The organism is Calderihabitans maritimus (assembly GCF_002207765.1).
Taxonomy (GTDB): Bacteria; Bacillota; KKC1; order Calderihabitantales; family Calderihabitantaceae; genus Calderihabitans; species Calderihabitans maritimus.
On sequence record NZ_BDGJ01000018.1, the window covers coordinates 17,524 to 33,265 of the forward strand.

Consider the following 15,742-nt stretch of genomic DNA (forward strand, 5'->3'; position numbering starts at 1 on the left):
GCAAATCATGTTCTGTAACTAGTCCAAGAAGTCTGTTCTTTTTCAGTCACGGGCAACCGCCGGATGTTATGGCGTTTCATCAATTCCAGGGCATCCAAAACAGACAGGTCCTTTGGCACAGTGATGGGGTTCACGGTCATATGATCACGTACAAACACGTTAATCACCTCCGAATAAGTCTCGGTACTAAAATATTCGCCAAACAGAAGCCGTATCCTTCGTGAGTTATTGCCTTTTTTTAGGTTCAATAAAGGAATATGCCATTGTTGTCTAGAATACTGGTGCTGAAGAGCAATACTTACCGAGGCAAGGGGGATAAAAATGGGTAAGGAGGCCGTAAAATACCTATCGTATGAGCCAAAGGTAAATTATGATCTGTGCAAATGCTGCCGGATTTGTGTAAGCTTTTGTCCCCAACATGTGTTGACAGTTGGTGAAAAGGGATATCCCGAGCGAACTTTTGCTGAGCGCTGTACAGGCTGCCGGCAGTGCTTTTATCGATGTCCCGACTTTGCTATTGAAGTGGAGGTGAAGTCCAGTTGAACTCGCTAAAATTCTGGCAGGGTAATGAGGCATGCGTTTACGGTGCTATAGATGCCGGTGCCAGGTTTTACGCCGGATATCCTATCAGCCCGTCGACTGAAATCGCGGAGCTTTCATCCCGTATTCTACCCGATTACGGGGGGATTTACGTCCAGATGGAAGACGAAATTAGCGGAATAGCCGCAGTTATTGGCGCGAGCCTAAGCGGGATGAAAGCTTTTACGGCTACCAGCGGGCCCGGCTTTTCCCTTATGCAGGAAAACATCGGATTTGCCATAATGGCCGAAGTTCCCTGTGTTATAATTAATGTTCAACGTTATGGTGTGGCCACCGGGGTGGCTACCCAACCTGCTCAAAGTGATGTCATGCAGGCCCGCTGGGGTACGCACGGAGACCATGGAGCAATTGTAATCGCACCCAGCTCGGTACAAGAATGCTACGATCTAACGGTAGAAGCCTTTAATGCGGCGGAACGATTTTGTCATCCTGTAATTGTTCTCACTGATGCTGCTTTGGCTCATCTCCGAGAGCAGGTGAAGATACCTGGTCCCTCCCAATTAAGAATCGTCGAGCGCCAGCGACCTTCCGGTCCCGCAACTGATTACAAACCTTATGCTCCTGATGAAAAACTGGTTCCGCGTTTATCCAGCTTTGGAGACGACTATATTTTACGAGTTACCGGACTGGTACACGATGAGAGGGGTTACTCCACGGCTAACCCAGAAGTTGCTCGCAATCTGACCCAAAGGTTGGTCGAAAAAATAGAAAAATTTGCTGACGAACTGCCTCAGCCCTTGGTATACGGCGAAGAAGATGCAGATATTGTTCTCATATCTTACGGAATGTCGGCGCGAGCGGCTCGCAAAGCCCAGGCTATGGCAGAGGATAGAGGTATTGCGGTAAAGACCATACAACTCAGAACTCTCTGGCCTTTTCCGGAAGCTAAGGTCCGGGAAGTTTGTTCAGGAGCAAAAGTGGTTATGGTACCGGAAATGAACCTGGGGCAGATGGTACTGGAAGTAGAAAGGGTTGTCGGATCGTTGGCTGAAGTGAAACGGGTGAGCCGTACCGATACGATTGTAATTACACCGGAAGAGATACTCAAAATGATTGAGGAGGTAGCCGCATGAGTCCCAAGGAAGTTCGTTACGGCGATTATATTGCCTGGGAAAACTTGCCCCATCTCTGGTGTGCCGGCTGTGGACATGGGGTAATTCTGAAAGCCATAACCATGGCTGCGGCTGAATTGGCTATTCCAAAAGAAAAGTTAGTTTTGGCTACGGGTATAGGTTGTTCCGGTAGGAGCGGGGACTACGTAACCTGTCACCGTTTTCAAGGAACCCATGGTAGAACGCTGGCTTTTGCTACCGGAATAAAACTTGCCCGCCCCGATGTGACGGTGATTTGTTTAATGGGGGATGGAGATGGAGCAGCCATCGGGGGTAATCACCTGCTGCATGCCGCCCGTCGTAATATCGATGTAACTGCCGTGATCGCCAACAACCTTAATTATGGAATGACCGGAGGCCAGTTTTCTCCCGCTACACCGTTGGGCAGTGTTACTAGTACTTCCCGCAGCGGCAAGACAGAAGCTACCATGGACCTCTGTGCATTGGCAGACGTAGCTGGAGCCAATTTTGTCGCCCGTACAACTGTTTATCATGTCCGGGAGGTACAGCGGTTTATAGAAAGGGCAATAAAGACGAAAGGATTTTCAATGGTAGAGGTTTTGACGCCCTGCCCGACCTATTACGGCCGTTACAATGAAATAGGAGACAGCGTGGGAATGCTTAACTGGTTCAAAAACCGAACACTGCCTTTAGAAAAATATCAGGCTCTGCCGCCGGAGGAAAAGAAAAACTACTTCTGGCGGGGAATTATGGTGGAAAGGGAACGCCCCGATTTTCTTGAGACCTACCGGTCATCGGTGGCAAGGAGGTCGAATTGATGGGAAAGCGTTGGGAAATAATTCTTAGTGGCATCGGTGGACAGGGATTGGGACTCGGAGGAAGGATCCTGGCAGAAGCAGGAGGAATTGACCGAGGATTATACGTCGCTCAGACTCAAAGCTACGGAGCCAGAGCCCGCGGTGGATACAGCCAGTCTTCTGTAATTATAAGCGAGGAAGAAATTCTATATCCCCTGGTACAGGAACCGAACCTGCTCCTGGCGTTGGGGCAAAGGGGATACCAATACTATGCCGCGAAAACTAAAAATAACGGTTTAGTTATTTTTGATGAAGAAACGGTTCAGCCTGACCTTTCCCTTCCTGTCCAACAGATAGGCCTGCCCATGGTGGCTACAGCCCGGAAAATAAACCACGAGAGAGGGGTAACTATTCTGGCTCTGGGTGCTATAAGCTTATTAACCTCCGTGGCGGATTCCCTGTCCCTGCAAAAAGTTCTGGAACGCCATTTCCGCCGCCAGGCGGTAAGCCTGAATGTCCTGGCTTTCAAGGAAGGAATGCGCATAGCTTATGCCTATAGTACGGCTCAACAAGTGGAGCTGCCGTTACTGTAAGGCATACCGAATTTAGCAGTGTTTCAACTTGAAGACAGGCCTGATCATACCTACGGTTTCGCCACGGAAGTTTTTCACTTCCGGCCGGTGAAATTCATTCAAAGCCTGAAGCTGGGAAGCATCAAGGAGACGAAGCTGTCGTAGAATTTCGATTACCGCTGGACTTACTGCACGCTGGGAGCCATCTTCAATTTTGAGGGCTACTCCCCAGCCATAATTCTTAATACCCAGGCAGTAAACGGCTTCCGCTCCGGCTTTGGCAACGATATTGCCTCTGCCGTGGTTTATTAATTCCGTACAGATTCGGCCGCTACCACTCACCATGACTGGATTAGACAACATGGCCTCCGAAATAAAGTGGCAGGCCTCCCTTTTTTTACCCGAGATTTTCCGGGGTTCTACAAGGGAGGCGAAAGCGAGAGCCATGTTATAAAGGGGCATGCCGAAGACAGGAACACCGCATCCGTCGGTACCCACTACTATTTCCTCTTCAGGCAGCTGGCACATATGACTGATAGTGTCCAGCATAGTTTTCTGAACCGGATGATCAGGGGCCAAGTACTTTTCCAGCGGCCAACCGTGATGAAGGGCGAGGGCCAGCATAGCTGAGTGCTTACCGGAGCAGTTGTTGTGCAACTCAGTGGGTTTTTCTCTGTTTTCTATCAGTCGGTTGGCGGTAGGACGGTGAAAAGGTCGGTGTATCCCGCAGAGCAGCGCTGAAGGGGACGCCCCGATCTTATCCAAGATACTTTTCACTGTCTCTACATGAACCGGTTCTCCGGCGTGAGACCCGCACATTACTGCTATTTCCGCCGGGGTGAAGGAGAAACGTTCCGCTGCTCCGCTTTCTATCAGGGGTATAACCTGCAACGGTTTAGCTGCTGAACGCAGGTAAGTAAAATAATAGGGATTACCGACAGAGTACAAAATATTGCCTTCGACATCTACCACTACCGCGTGTCCGCGGTGGATGCTCTCTACTAATCCGCCCCGGGTAACTTCTATCAAGACCTCCGACATTAATACCAGCTCCTTGTCACTACCAATTCGTCAAAGGCGTTCAAACTCCTTCTTTTATTAACTATTGCCGAAAGCTCATTAAATATCCTTATTTTGCTTCGATTGTTCTCGATGGTTCAGGCATAAAAATTGCTATAGTTTTTATTTAAACCAAACAACTCTTTTATCTGGAGGTGGGGTGCCTTGGTTGATATCCAGCAACTGCCTTGTGATATTTTTCAAGTGGATCTTGAGGATTGCGGCCATAAGGGCCGCACAGCGGGATACTTTGTACGGGGAGAAGAATGGATGTTAATTGAAACTGGACCAGCTAGTTCAGCCGAGGTGGTAGTCCGGGCCGCAGAAGAGCTTGGCACACGCCCCGAGGAGGTAAAATACTTGGCGGTAACGCACATTCACCTGGATCATGCCGGCGGTCTGGGAGTACTCAGTCGGCACTTTCCTAAAGCAACAGCGGTGGTCCATCCCAGGGGAGTCAAGCATATGGTAGATCCTTCCCGGTTGAGGGCAGGGGCTCTAGCGGTTTTCGGGCCGGAAAAGATGAAGGAGTTGGGCGAAATAGAACCTTTATCGGAAGACCGAATAATGGCAGCAGGGGAGGGTACGGTACTATCTTTAGGTAACCGGGTGTTGGAAGTATGGGAAACTCCCGGGCATGCCAAGCATCACATCTGTATTTACGACCGGCAGTCTAGAGGCCTGTTCAGTGGCGATGCTGCCGGGGTATTCAGTCCGGAGCTGAGCAGGCAGCAGGGAAGTCCAGTACTGCGCCCTGCTACTCCTCCTCCCGATTTTGACGGCGCCCTCATGTTTAAATCATTAAGCCGGATGGCCTTAAGGGAGATTGATAGGATTTACTACACGCATTTCGGTTTGGGCGAGCCTGCGCGCCAGTTACTTGAAATCGTAGCCGGGCAGGTGGCCATTTGGCTGGAAATAGCAAAAAATCTCAAAAAAGCAGGGAAAACGGCTGAAGAATTGGTTTCAACTCTGGAAGAGTATAGCCGGCAATGGATATTTGGTGATACAAAAGATATGCCGAACAACCTGAGCCCGGCAGCAGCGCAAGAGTGGGATTTCTTGTTCGGTATGCTGAACCTTTCGGCAAAGGGGATCTTCCGGTATATTGAAACATTATAGGAAACTCATGCGAAGAACGGATGATTAGAAGCTACAGGGGTCTGCCGGCTACGGGAATGTCAAGTTGTTCAGCTATTTGGGGATCTAGTTTATTAAACTTACTCGCTGGCTTTGAGGAGGGGTGAGAGGATGCAAATCTTGGGTATAGTGGCTTCCAAACGGAGGCTTGGAAACAGTGACGTTTTGGTAAGAGAGGCTTTGGAGCAGGCCCGCGAGGCCGGGGCAGAAACGGAAATTCTTTACCTTGATGAATATGACTTGAAGGGGTGCCGCGGCTGCCTGGCCTGTGCTTACAAGGGCCGTTGCTCCTTAGAGGATGACATGGCGGTGATATTGGAAAAACTTTGGTTGGCCGACGGCCTGGTGTTTGCCGCCCCAACCTATATTTTCAGTCCTGTGGCTGTAGTTAAAGCATTGACTGACCGCGCCTTAATGCTTTCACCAAGGTTGAAAGATTTGGAGAAACGACGTAGGAAAGCAGTCACTATTTCGGTGGCGGGAAATCCCCGGTGGAACCCTCTCGGGCTGGAATTCCTCAACCAAATGGTATTGGCATATGGATTTAGCGTATTGCGGGGACTGGAAGCCTATGCACCGGGTCCCGGCGAAGTATTACTGCAACCGGAATTAATCGCCCAAGTTCGTGAAGCGGCATCTTTTTTGGTTGAATCTTTGACCAATCCGCAGTTAAGCGAACCGGCGGCAGAACCGAACCAGTGTCCTGTATGCAGGGGTCGAGTCTTTCGCATCACCTCGACGGGAGACATCTTGTGTCCTATCTGTCTTACCCGAGGGAGAATTACTGGAAAAGGCAGTAATCTTTCCTTGGAGTTCGAGCCTGGAGAAGAGCACTTTTGGACACCGCAACACCGTCAGGAGCACCTGGTTAATTGGATTCTAGAGACCAGGAAAAGGTTCCGCGAAAATCTGAAGGCGGTAAAAGAAGCCCAAAAAAAGTATAAGGAAGAGTAGAAGAACTATAGATCGAACTAGGTTGTAGAAAGCAAAAGGATTCCTTAAAATAGGAAGGAGGTTATAAAATACCGATTTCTTGCCCCAAAGGAGGTAGTAAAGAATTGAAAGTGAACTTGGAATGCATACCGTGCTATTTGAAGCAGGCTCTATCGGCTTTAAAACAGACATCGTTATCGCAGGAGAAAAAGAAGCAATTGCTACTACAACTGGCTCCTCTAGTTGCGGAGTTAAGGGACGACTGCACTCCGGCAGAAAATTCCAGCTATATTCTTCACCGCTTAATTGAACTAAGTGAAATCAACGACCCTTTTGCAACGGCAAAACGAATATCTAACCGTCAGGCGCAGCGCCTTGAGCCTTACCTTGGCAATCTGTTACGGACGGCGGAAGACCCTTTGGAAGAGGCTATAAAGATTTCCGTGGCGGGAAACGTGGTAGACCTGGGAATTCAGGAGGACTATGACCTCCAGGCCAGCTTGAAACAAGCCTTAAGCGTTCCTTTTGCCCGATTTGACTATAATCAGTTTCAAGAAGTTTTAAATAAAGCGGAAAAGGTTCTGGTCCTGGGCGATAACAGTGGGGAAATAGTCTTCGATAAGTTTTTGGTTGCGGAAATTTCCGGTCGGCAAAAACAGGTCTTTTACAGCGTTAAGTCGGCACCTATTCTCAACGATGCTACCTTGGTTGATGCGGAAGAAGTAGGGATGACCCGTATCGCCCGAGTAATAACTACCGGAAGCAATTTCCTGGGAGTGGTACCTGAATATTGTTCCCCAGAGTTTCTGAAGCATTTTAAAGATGCCGACCTCATCATAAGCAAGGGACAGGCTAATTACGAGACGCTTGAAGGTACAGAACTGGCCGGAACCAAGACTTTTTTCCTGCTCAAGGCCAAATGCCCGGTGGTAGCCACTCACCTGGGGGTAGAATTGGGAGAGCTAGTTTTCTTGCAGAATAAACCAGTCCAAAATGACTTCGATACTTATTTTTGATCACATTAGGTTAAATAGTAAAGGTATAAATTTCTGCGAAAAGAATCTTCAAGAGAGGGGGGGGAGAATGGCTAAGATCGTCATCGAAAATATGCAAAACTGTGCCGGCTGTTATTTATGCGTCCTGGCTTGTTCATTTTTTACTCGGCAAGAGAGAAGTTTTAATCTATCCGAGGCCAAAATAAATGTTAGCCGTATAGATGGACAAAACCGTTTCCGAGTTAGTATTGACCAAAATTGTTCGGCATGTGGCCAGTGTGCCAACTTCTGCCATTACGGCGTTTTAAGCAAAATGTAAAAAGGGGGGACTTCTTTTATGCGAGGAGGATATGCAGGAAGCATTATGTATGTGGACCTTACCAACCGAACGGTAACCCGAGAACGATTACCGGAGGATTATGTTCACCGTTTTATAGGGGGTGCAGGTATAAACAGTAGGTTACTCTGGGACCTGGTGGACCCAAGGGTTGACGCTTTTTCGCCAGATAATGCTTTGATTTTTGGTACGGGACCTTTTGTAGGAACCATCATTCCGGGGTCTAGTAAATCTAATGTGACGGCAAAATCTCCGCATAAAAAATTTCAGGGATTGTCGGGGCACGGTCTTTTTGGTATGTTAAAGTTCACTGGTCACGACCATTTAATTATAACCGGCAAAGCCAGCAAGCCTATTTACTTAAAAATTCTGAATAATCAGGTAGAATTTTGTGACGCTAGCCATCTCTGGGGTAGAGACGTTTGGGAAACTACTGATGCTGTCTGGGCCGAAGTGGGAGATTCTTTTATGGTTTCGGCTATAGGTCCTGCGGGCGAGAATCTGGTGAAGGATGCGAGCATTATCACCAATAAATATGCCACTTTTGCCCGTACTGGCATGGGAGCGGTAATGGGATCCAAGAATCTTAAGGCCATTGCAATGTACGGTACCCGTCCGGTGAAAGTGGCTGACCCTAAACGTCTAACCAAACTGATTAATGAAGTGTACAAGGAATTGACCTCTCATCCTAACTTTCTGGATTGGAGAAAATACGGTACTTTGATTAGCTTGGAGACTTTTGCCCGAATGGGAATATATGCAGCGAAAAATTACCAGAAGGCTTATGGTAAAAATTTATTGAAAACTTTTAATTATGAGACCTTTCTGTCTATTAAGGAAGGTGATGTGGCTTGCCTGGGATGCCCAGTGGGCTGTAAACACCACCTTAAGCTTATAGAAGACGGAGAAGAATTATCGGTTTCCATTTCCTGCCTTAATGCAGTACTGCAGAGTTTTGGAACTTTTTGTTTAGTAAAAGGCTGGCAAAATGTGGTAAGGTGCGCAGCCAAGGCGGCGCGGATGGGATTGGACCTTTTCAGTGTTGGCAATTTAATTTCGTTTGCCATGGAGTTATACCAACGGGGAATAATTGACAGCAAGGATACTAACGGCCTGGAACTGAATTGGGGAGATACTGAGGTTGTACTGGAGCTTTTGGAACAAATCGGCAGGCGGAGAGGTTTCGGAAACATCTTGGCTGACGGTTTGATCGAGGCGCCTAAACATATTGCCAGGAATGCCGAGGAGTACGCCATGCAGAGTAAGGGCCTAGGATTAATCTACGATCCCCGGATCAGGTTGGAATCCACTGAGATATTCAGTCAATTTTCTAATGTGCGGGGCCACGCGTCCAATGTAAGCATCACGATGGTGAAGAGAAAGCCAGAACAGATAAAGCGCTTCGCCCAAAAGATCGGGATTCCTGAAAACAGATGGCCTCAGGTCCTTCAAGGCTCTGAAGGATATAACGTGGCCCGGTTGACCAAGTGGACGGAAGATGTCACGTCGGTGATGGAGTTCTTGGGCCTATGTTATTTTCCTATGTACCAGCGTTTTTCTATGGATATTTGGGTCGAAATCTTTAAGGCCCTGACAGGTATGGATTCGAGTGTGGAGAAGATGCTGAAAGCTGCGGAGAATGTCTGGAACATACGGCGTGTTTACAACATGAGGGCAGGGGCAACCATAAGTGATGATAGCTGGCCCCGCAGATTTGTACGGGAGTCGGTGAGCTTCAATGATAAAACCTATGGTCCTTTGAATGAGCAACAGATGGAGCAATTGGTCAAAGAATATTACGATGAAAGAGGCTGGGATCCTGAAACAGGAGAGGTAAGTGAAACTAAGTTGAAAGAATTAGGATTATTTTAAACGGATTTTCGAACTATGCGAAACAATCATTACCATCATGGAGGCACTTTACTAAACTCTAGCACAAGATGGTTAATCGAATGCAGTTTGAATCCATCCCCGAATTTAATAGGGGATGGGTTTCATTTTGAAAGTATTAGAGAAAAAAATAAAAATAATTATTGAAATAGTGGTGGGAAAATAATATAATAAGGATATACCTCTAAGGGGTATATTCTACAAATAGATAAACTAGTTTGGGGGGTCAAGAGTGAAACTTACGGTATCAGACGCTGCGAGTAAGCAACTAGCCGGCTACAAAGGAAAAAACATTCGTATTTTTATTTCCGGTATCGGTTGAGGAGGTAGCCCGCGGTTTGGCATGGCTCTGGATGAGCCTAAGAATAGTGATACGTTGATTGAGAAGAACGGTATAACTTTTCTCGTCGACGATAGAATCGAGAAAGCATTTCCCGAAATACATGTCGATTACAGGAGTTCACTTTTCGGTGAAGGATTCGTTATTTACGCCGGGGAAAATCAGGGGTGCTAAAGATTTCGATATAATTCGGCTATGCACCTACAGAGTTTCCGTGCAGGGATTGGTATCCCTGCACTTTATTTATTTTACTTCTACGCTGCAAATCAGCTTGGTAGGAATGACGACTCTTTTGATATTTCTTTCACTAAAGATTAAACCGGTTTCACTGAAGTAATCAACGGTAAGATTTATTCCGGCTACTTCTACAAAGTCGGCACCAACTGATCCCGTTCCTAGGGTCCCCCCGCTGACTTTTTTCAGCAAGTCATTGCATTCCCACTCTATCACCACTTCATGGTCGGGGTACTGGGCCTTTATCTGGGACAGTCTGACCAAGAAAGTAGGAGAAAACTGTTGCCTAATTACTTCACTCTGTTGATCTTCTACCTTATTGCTCATATTCATTCACCCTTTCTAAGTCAGTATGCTGAGTTTTCCACTCCAATATACAATATTTCGGAGAAATAATTTTTTGTGCGCCTTGAAGTAGAAATATCTAAAATATTTTCCGAGTACTCAAAGCTCATAAAGATCTAGTTTTAATTTCCATCACCCGGGGGAAAATAAAAAAGCGAAAGGGTGAAAGTATGCGGCAAGACAAAGATGTACTGAAAGGTCTGAAGCGAATAGTGGAGGAAATGGTGAGGCGGTATTCTCCAGAACGGATCGTAATCTTCGGCTCATATGCCACGGGTGGTTGGTACCAGGGTGAACCGGTCGATATGCTCATTATCACGGAAGATAATGCCAGGTTGGAAGAAGAGCCTCAGGAGAAACAAACAATTTACCTGGACGGTCTGGCGGTAACACCGTTAGTCTTGAGTCCGCAGGAGATCAGCATGCGCGTCGCGGGAGATAATGATTTGATTGAGGAGATAATCCGGGAAGGAGTCGTAGTTTATGAAAAGGATCTTAGTAGATACAGTAAATAAAATTTTCATGTCCAACGCAGAAACTCTGGACCCAAAGTTTTAAAATGCTGGTCAGTAATAGTATTTGACATCTCAAGGCAGAGGTGGGCTACATTGATTCGCACGCTGGCTATAACAAAAGACGCGCGACTGATCCGTGATTTACCCCTTAACTGATTGTCCGACCCGAATATCCGTTGGTACTGGGCAGATTTCGAAGCTCTAAGTGAGGAGAAAGTGTCTTTACTGAACTTAAATGGCGGTACGGCTATTTCACTGTATTGGGGATTATGATTATCATTGCCATAGTCAGCTTTTATCGTTTCGACATAATGGCTGGTTTGATATTTATGAATAGCTGTCAAAGAACTGGCAAAAAAGGAATTCTAAAAACTTTTACCGAAACAAGCTATTTATGATATTACCCTAAAGTTTTGTGGATCAAGGAGTGTCCTCAATTGGAATTTTGGGGAATTGATTTTTCGCAACTTTTTGTCCTTGCAACAAAATTGGGATATTGGGGTACCGCAGCGGCACTGTTTATAGAGGGATTAACGCTTCCTTTTCCAGGGGGTACTTTTCTCTTATTCTACGGCTTTTTGGCTTCGCAAGGAAAGATATCTTTATTGCCTACTATTATCAGTGGTTCACTGGGTTATACATTTGCTTGTACGGTTCCTTATTGGATCGGCAGGGTAGGCGGAAGGCCGATTTTATTAAGTTACGGCCGTTACATCGGCCTCTCAGGAAAACGCTTTCAACAGGCTGAACAATGGTTTGCCAAGTACGGAATGCCGCTAGTAGCATTTGGTCGATTACTCTTTTTCCGTAATTATGTTTCATATCTTGCGGGTATGGCCCAAATGACGCCTCAATCGTTTTACCTTTATACCTGGTTGGGTATAACACCTTGGGTGGCTTATATGGTAATGATGGGTTACATACTAGGGAACAATTGGAAACATCCTATGGTCTTAGTTGACCGCTACAGTTGGCCGGCAGCGGCTGCAATTATTTTGATGATTTTAACGGTCGCAGTATTTTATTGGTCATATAAGGTACGAATAGCTGATAAAGGCTAGGGAGTCATGCCCTAAAACGCCTTTTCCATTCTATTTATTATTTATTCGAAATCTTAGGAGGTATTTTTTTAAAAATCTTAATTTGGTAGCTTAAATCAGCTTAAATCACGTCCGGCAAACTATTGTCCAGCAGTATTTTAAAAGAACATATGAATGATCTCACATGCTTAAGAAGTTAAAAAACTTGCTTCATTTGGCAAATACAACATTAAGGTTGGAATTGGGTGAAGGCTATGTGAGTTATAGTAGATGATGAAAAACCTGAACAGAAATGATATTGATGCATTCTTGAGGTTTAGCTGAATTCGGAGGCCGAACGGGCTTATTTAATTGTAATTTTCTATATATAAGTTTACATAATGTTTATTATGGGAAGTTTTTATTCCAAAAAATAAATCCGAAGGTATACCCTATCTCCTTCGGCCTAAGAATGTTGAGTAACAGCTTACTTTTTGTTATTTTTATTTTTATTAATAAACTCTATATTAAGCAAAATATCATCAATTTTAATGCCTCGGTAATCAGCTTCCGTTTCAATACACCGGGCGCAGTTATCGCATGTTTTTTCTGGTTCAAGATCGCAATATTTACATTCCCCGCATTGTATGCATTGTCTATCCCAAATAACACAATCTTTTTGCAATAAGCTACCCACCTCTTTTGTCTTAATTTTTTATGTAAATAATAAAATATGTTGAATATATTTGCAAGTTGGATTTATTTACTTTAAATTACTTAATAACAGGTATTCTTAACACCTGGCCGGGATAAACCATAGATGTTTCTAAGCTATTGATTTGCTTTATTTCATAAATAAAGGCACGTATATCTTCCCCTGGCTGCAAGTGCCTTTTGGCCACATTCCACAATGTATCTCCTTTTCTCACAACTACTTCTTTAAATATCGCTTTTCCGCTATCAGCGGCGACCGTTCGCTGTACCTGTGCCGTAAGGAAAAAGAAGATTGCGGTCACTAGCAGGACCATTGCAACAAATTGAAAGTGTTTCTTAGTATTACTCCGGCATACATTATTGCCGAAACTAATTAGTTTCATTTTACCGCCTCCCAAACGTGTGTTCTGTTTAATACCAAGTATATCAGAACATATGTTCTTTGTCAACAAAATTTTTGCATTTTCCGAACAAGTGTTTGAATTATATTATTTATTGTGTTATAATATTAGTCGATCTGGCTTGGGTTGTGTTTTTCTACAGAAGTTTCGGGGGTGGAAAATATGTACGAGGATCTCAGCCGTCGACAGTTAGCCATTTTGGAATTTATTAAAGAGGAAATTCGTAAAAAAGGCTACCCACCATCAGTTAGAGAGATTGGTCAAGCTGTAGGTCTGAGTTCCAGCTCTACGGTACACTCTCATTTGGCTCAATTGGAGAAAAAAGGATATATTCGCCGGGATCCTACCAAACCTAGAGCTATTGAAGTACTTGACAGGTCAAGAGAAACACAAAAGGAAACGGTTAATGTGCCTCTGGTAGGCCGGGTAGCCGCCGGACAACCGATTTTGGCGGAAGAAAATATTGAGGATACCTTCCCCCTTCCCTTGGAGTTTGCGCGAAGTGAGGAAGTATTCTTCCTTAGAGTAAAAGGAGACAGCATGATAGAAGCAGGCATTTTTGAAGGGGATTACCTGTTAGTGCGACGTCAGAACACGGCCCAGAACGGGGACATTGTAGTGGCGTTGGTAGATGATGAAGCTACGGTAAAGCGTTTTTACAAAGAAAAGGGTTATGTAAAATTACAGCCGGAAAACCAATACATGGAACCTATCATTACTGCCAATGTAACTATTGTCGGTAAGGTTATCGGGCTTTTCCGGAAGATTTATTAAAAGCGACCAATAATGGGGATAATAAAACCCGCTGCATTGGTCCAATTCAGCGGGTTTTTTCGTTATTGGGGAGTAAAACTATTCTTTTTTTGAGCATAAGGATCCCTATTGTAGTGGGTAATATTGCAAAAAAAGGAATTGGAGGAACTGCGATGCAAGAGGTGGCATTTCATCCGTTGCTGCTTGTAGTTGTTTTAGCTTTTGCGGTGCCCTTTGTTCTGGAGCACCTTCGTATTATACGTATCCCCGTTGTAGTGGGAGAAATTCTTGCCGGTTTAGTTATAGGAAAAAGCGGTTTAAACGTGGTGACCGCCGACCCTTGGTTAGACTTTCTGGCCACTTTTGGTTTTACATATCTGATGTTCCTTTCGGGCTTAGAAGTAGATTTAGAAGGAATAAACTTAAGTCGAGTTAATAACAAGAGGCCACAGATTGCCCGCCTCCTCACGGGGGCATTACTTTATTTTGTTGCAACTTTAATATTATCTTTCCTAATTGCTCTCTTCCTCTGGCAACAAAAACTGATAAAGAATCCCTGGCTACTTGCCCTTATATTCTCCACTACTTCTCTAGGAATTGTAGTACCGGTACTGAAGGAACGCGGTCTTATTGATACCTCTTTGGGGCAGAATATCTTGATTTCCGCAGTTCTGGCGGATTTTTTAACCATGTTTCTGACAACTGTACTGGTGGCACTAGCAACAACCGGCCCTACGCATGAAGTTCTACTAATTTTGGTTCTATTTGTCGCTTTCTTTCTGTTGTACCGTACTGGATTGGTTTTGTCACGACTTCCCATAATGCGTAATTTAGCTGGTGCAACCAGCGAGATACAAGTAAGAGGCGCGCTGGCAACCATGTTATTTTTTATTTCCTTAGCTCAGGAATTGGGGTCAGAGATTATTCTCGGAGCGTTCCTGGCTGGCGTTATAATTTCCCTCCTCAGCCGGCGTGGCTCGAGTTTGCGTTTGAAATTAGATGCCATCGGTTACGGCTTTTTCATTCCCATATTTTTCATTACTGTCGGCAGCCAACTCGATCTGGCGGTGCTTGTTCATTCCCATACCGCTCTCATCCTTGTTCCGGCATTTCTTGTATCAGCCTTTCTCGTCAAAGTTATCCCTGCTCTCTTTTTTCGAAGTTACTCAAATTTACGGGAAAAACTGGCCGCCGGTATTCTTCTTTCCTCTCGTCTCAGTCTGATTATTGCTGTCTCTACAATCGGTCTAAGGTTAGGGGCTATCAGCGAGACAACTCATGCGGCGGTAATCATTGTAGCCATTGTTACCTCCTCTCTTTCCCCTGTTTTATTCAGTAAGCTTGTAGACCCCGGTCGGCCGAAACAGCTCAAAACTCTAATCATAGGCGCTAGCGAAGCCGGACTGGTGCTGGCCCAGCGTTTAAAAAATAGACACCAGCATCATGTGGTAGTAGTTGATCATGATCCGGTACGTCTAGCTAAAGGTAAAGACATGGGATTGACACTGGTTAATTCGGACGCTACTACGTATCAGGGTTTAGAGAAAGCGGGTATCACAGAAGCGACTGCAGTGGTTGCGGCTACAGGAGACGATGCTGTAAACTTGCGCGTTGCGGAAATTGCACGCCGACAGTATGGAATAAAAAACGTAATTGCTTTTCTGAATAACTTACGTAATACTCAAGTAGCGGAAGATTTGGGTATTAAGGTTGTAACCCCTCCCCTGTCCACCCTGATTGTTGCAGAAAATATTCTTGTTCATCCAGAAACCTTCAGTTTACTACGGGATGAACCGGAAGATACGACTTTTGAGGAAGTACGCTTGCGTAACCACCGTTTTTTCGAGCAACGACTCAAATATATTAATTTGCCGGGCGACGTGCTAGTTGTATCTATAATACGGGGGCAGGATAGAATTGTTCCTAGAGGAAACACGCTATTAAAAAAAGATGATCTGCTGATCTTGATGGGCAATAGGGATTCTATTAAAGAAGCTTCCCGACAACTAGGAGCAGTTTAAAGAA

General features: G+C 45.2%; 18 protein-coding genes. 14 read left to right on the plus strand and 4 right to left on the minus strand.

The window, feature by feature from the left end; translation table 11 throughout:
* Positions 1-5: 5 nt before the first annotated feature.
* A complete protein-coding gene (locus KKC1_RS16675) occupies positions 6-158 on the minus strand; it encodes a CBS domain-containing protein (protein ID WP_238134170.1) in 153 nt (50 codons plus the stop codon).
* A 163-nt stretch (positions 159-321) separates the two neighbouring features.
* Between KKC1_RS16675 and KKC1_RS02790 the strand changes: the two genes are divergently transcribed.
* The 4 genes from KKC1_RS02790 to KKC1_RS02805 are packed head-to-tail and all read left to right on the plus strand — an operon-like array spanning position 322 to position 3,063.
* Positions 322-543 (plus strand): 4Fe-4S dicluster domain-containing protein, encoded by a 222-nt coding sequence (locus tag KKC1_RS02790; protein WP_088552987.1) that lies wholly within the window; start codon positions 322-324, stop codon positions 541-543.
* Positions 540-1,673, plus strand: a complete 1,134-nt coding sequence (locus KKC1_RS02795) for a 2-oxoacid:acceptor oxidoreductase subunit alpha (protein ID WP_088552988.1) — start codon at positions 540-542, stop codon at positions 1,671-1,673. Before KKC1_RS02790 ends, KKC1_RS02795 begins: the two co-directional genes overlap by 4 nt.
* On the plus strand, positions 1,670-2,491 hold the full coding sequence (locus KKC1_RS02800; protein ID WP_088552989.1) for a thiamine pyrophosphate-dependent enzyme: 822 nt from the start codon (positions 1,670-1,672) through the stop codon (positions 2,489-2,491). Before KKC1_RS02795 ends, KKC1_RS02800 begins: the two co-directional genes overlap by 4 nt.
* A complete protein-coding gene (locus KKC1_RS02805; RefSeq protein ID WP_088552990.1) occupies positions 2,491-3,063 on the plus strand; it encodes a 2-oxoacid:acceptor oxidoreductase family protein in 573 nt (190 codons plus the stop codon). Before KKC1_RS02800 ends, KKC1_RS02805 begins: the two co-directional genes overlap by 1 nt.
* Positions 3,064-3,075: 12 nt before the next feature.
* On the opposite strand, the gene KKC1_RS02810 is transcribed toward KKC1_RS02805, so the two are convergent.
* Positions 3,076-4,083 (minus strand): asparaginase, encoded by a 1,008-nt coding sequence (locus tag KKC1_RS02810; RefSeq protein ID WP_088552991.1) that lies wholly within the window; start codon positions 4,081-4,083, stop codon positions 3,076-3,078.
* Positions 4,084-4,266: 183 nt separating this feature from the next.
* Between KKC1_RS02810 and KKC1_RS02815 the strand changes: the two genes are divergently transcribed.
* From KKC1_RS02815 to KKC1_RS17325, 6 genes are all read left to right on the plus strand, one after another.
* Complete coding sequence (locus KKC1_RS02815) at positions 4,267-5,223, plus strand: MBL fold metallo-hydrolase (protein WP_088552992.1); 957 nt, start codon at positions 4,267-4,269, stop codon at positions 5,221-5,223.
* Positions 5,224-5,352: 129 nt separating this feature from the next.
* Entirely contained in the window at positions 5,353-6,195 is an 843-nt protein-coding gene (locus KKC1_RS02820; RefSeq protein ID WP_088552993.1) for a flavodoxin family protein, read from the plus strand.
* 110 nt (positions 6,196-6,305) lie between these two features.
* Positions 6,306-7,190: a damage-control phosphatase ARMT1 family protein gene (locus tag KKC1_RS02825; protein ID WP_238134177.1), complete on the plus strand. Its 885-nt coding sequence runs from the start codon at positions 6,306-6,308 to the stop codon at positions 7,188-7,190.
* Between the two features lie 67 nt (positions 7,191-7,257).
* Positions 7,258-7,488, plus strand: a complete 231-nt coding sequence (locus KKC1_RS02830) for a 4Fe-4S dicluster domain-containing protein (protein ID WP_088552995.1) — start codon at positions 7,258-7,260, stop codon at positions 7,486-7,488.
* 18 nt (positions 7,489-7,506) lie between these two features.
* The gene (locus KKC1_RS02835) at positions 7,507-9,378 is read left to right on the plus strand and encodes an aldehyde ferredoxin oxidoreductase family protein (protein WP_088552996.1); all 1,872 of its coding nucleotides are present in this window, start codon (positions 7,507-7,509) and stop codon (positions 9,376-9,378) included.
* Positions 9,379-9,628: 250 nt separating this feature from the next.
* Positions 9,629-9,910 (plus strand): iron-sulfur cluster biosynthesis family protein, encoded by a 282-nt coding sequence (locus KKC1_RS17325; protein WP_368731548.1) that lies wholly within the window; start codon positions 9,629-9,631, stop codon positions 9,908-9,910.
* Positions 9,911-9,979: 69 nt separating this feature from the next.
* On the opposite strand, the gene KKC1_RS02840 is transcribed toward KKC1_RS17325, so the two are convergent.
* Entirely contained in the window at positions 9,980-10,297 is a 318-nt protein-coding gene (locus KKC1_RS02840) for a hypothetical protein (RefSeq protein ID WP_088552997.1), read from the minus strand.
* A gap of 188 nt (positions 10,298-10,485) precedes the next feature.
* Here KKC1_RS02840 and KKC1_RS02845 point away from each other — a divergent pair, with 188 nt between their 5' ends.
* Positions 10,486-10,830, plus strand: coding sequence for a nucleotidyltransferase domain-containing protein (locus tag KKC1_RS02845; protein ID WP_088552998.1), 345 nt, complete (start codon positions 10,486-10,488; stop codon positions 10,828-10,830).
* 437 nt (positions 10,831-11,267) lie between these two features.
* On the plus strand, positions 11,268-11,891 hold the full coding sequence (locus KKC1_RS02850; RefSeq protein WP_192868045.1) for a DedA family protein: 624 nt from the start codon (positions 11,268-11,270) through the stop codon (positions 11,889-11,891).
* Between the two features lie 731 nt (positions 11,892-12,622).
* Here KKC1_RS02850 and KKC1_RS02860 read toward each other — a convergent pair.
* Positions 12,623-12,946 carry a LysM peptidoglycan-binding domain-containing protein gene (locus KKC1_RS02860; RefSeq protein WP_088553001.1) on the minus strand — a complete coding sequence of 108 codons (324 nt, stop codon included), beginning with the start codon at positions 12,944-12,946 and terminating at the stop codon, positions 12,623-12,625.
* 180 nt (positions 12,947-13,126) lie between these two features.
* Here KKC1_RS02860 and lexA point away from each other — a divergent pair, with 180 nt between their 5' ends.
* Positions 13,127-13,738 carry a transcriptional repressor LexA gene (lexA, locus tag KKC1_RS02865; protein WP_088553002.1) on the plus strand — a complete coding sequence of 204 codons (612 nt, stop codon included), beginning with the start codon at positions 13,127-13,129 and terminating at the stop codon, positions 13,736-13,738.
* A 152-nt stretch (positions 13,739-13,890) separates the two neighbouring features.
* Positions 13,891-15,738: a monovalent cation:proton antiporter family protein gene (locus tag KKC1_RS02870; RefSeq protein ID WP_143288661.1), complete on the plus strand. Its 1,848-nt coding sequence runs from the start codon at positions 13,891-13,893 to the stop codon at positions 15,736-15,738.
* Positions 15,739-15,742 lie beyond the last annotated feature (4 nt).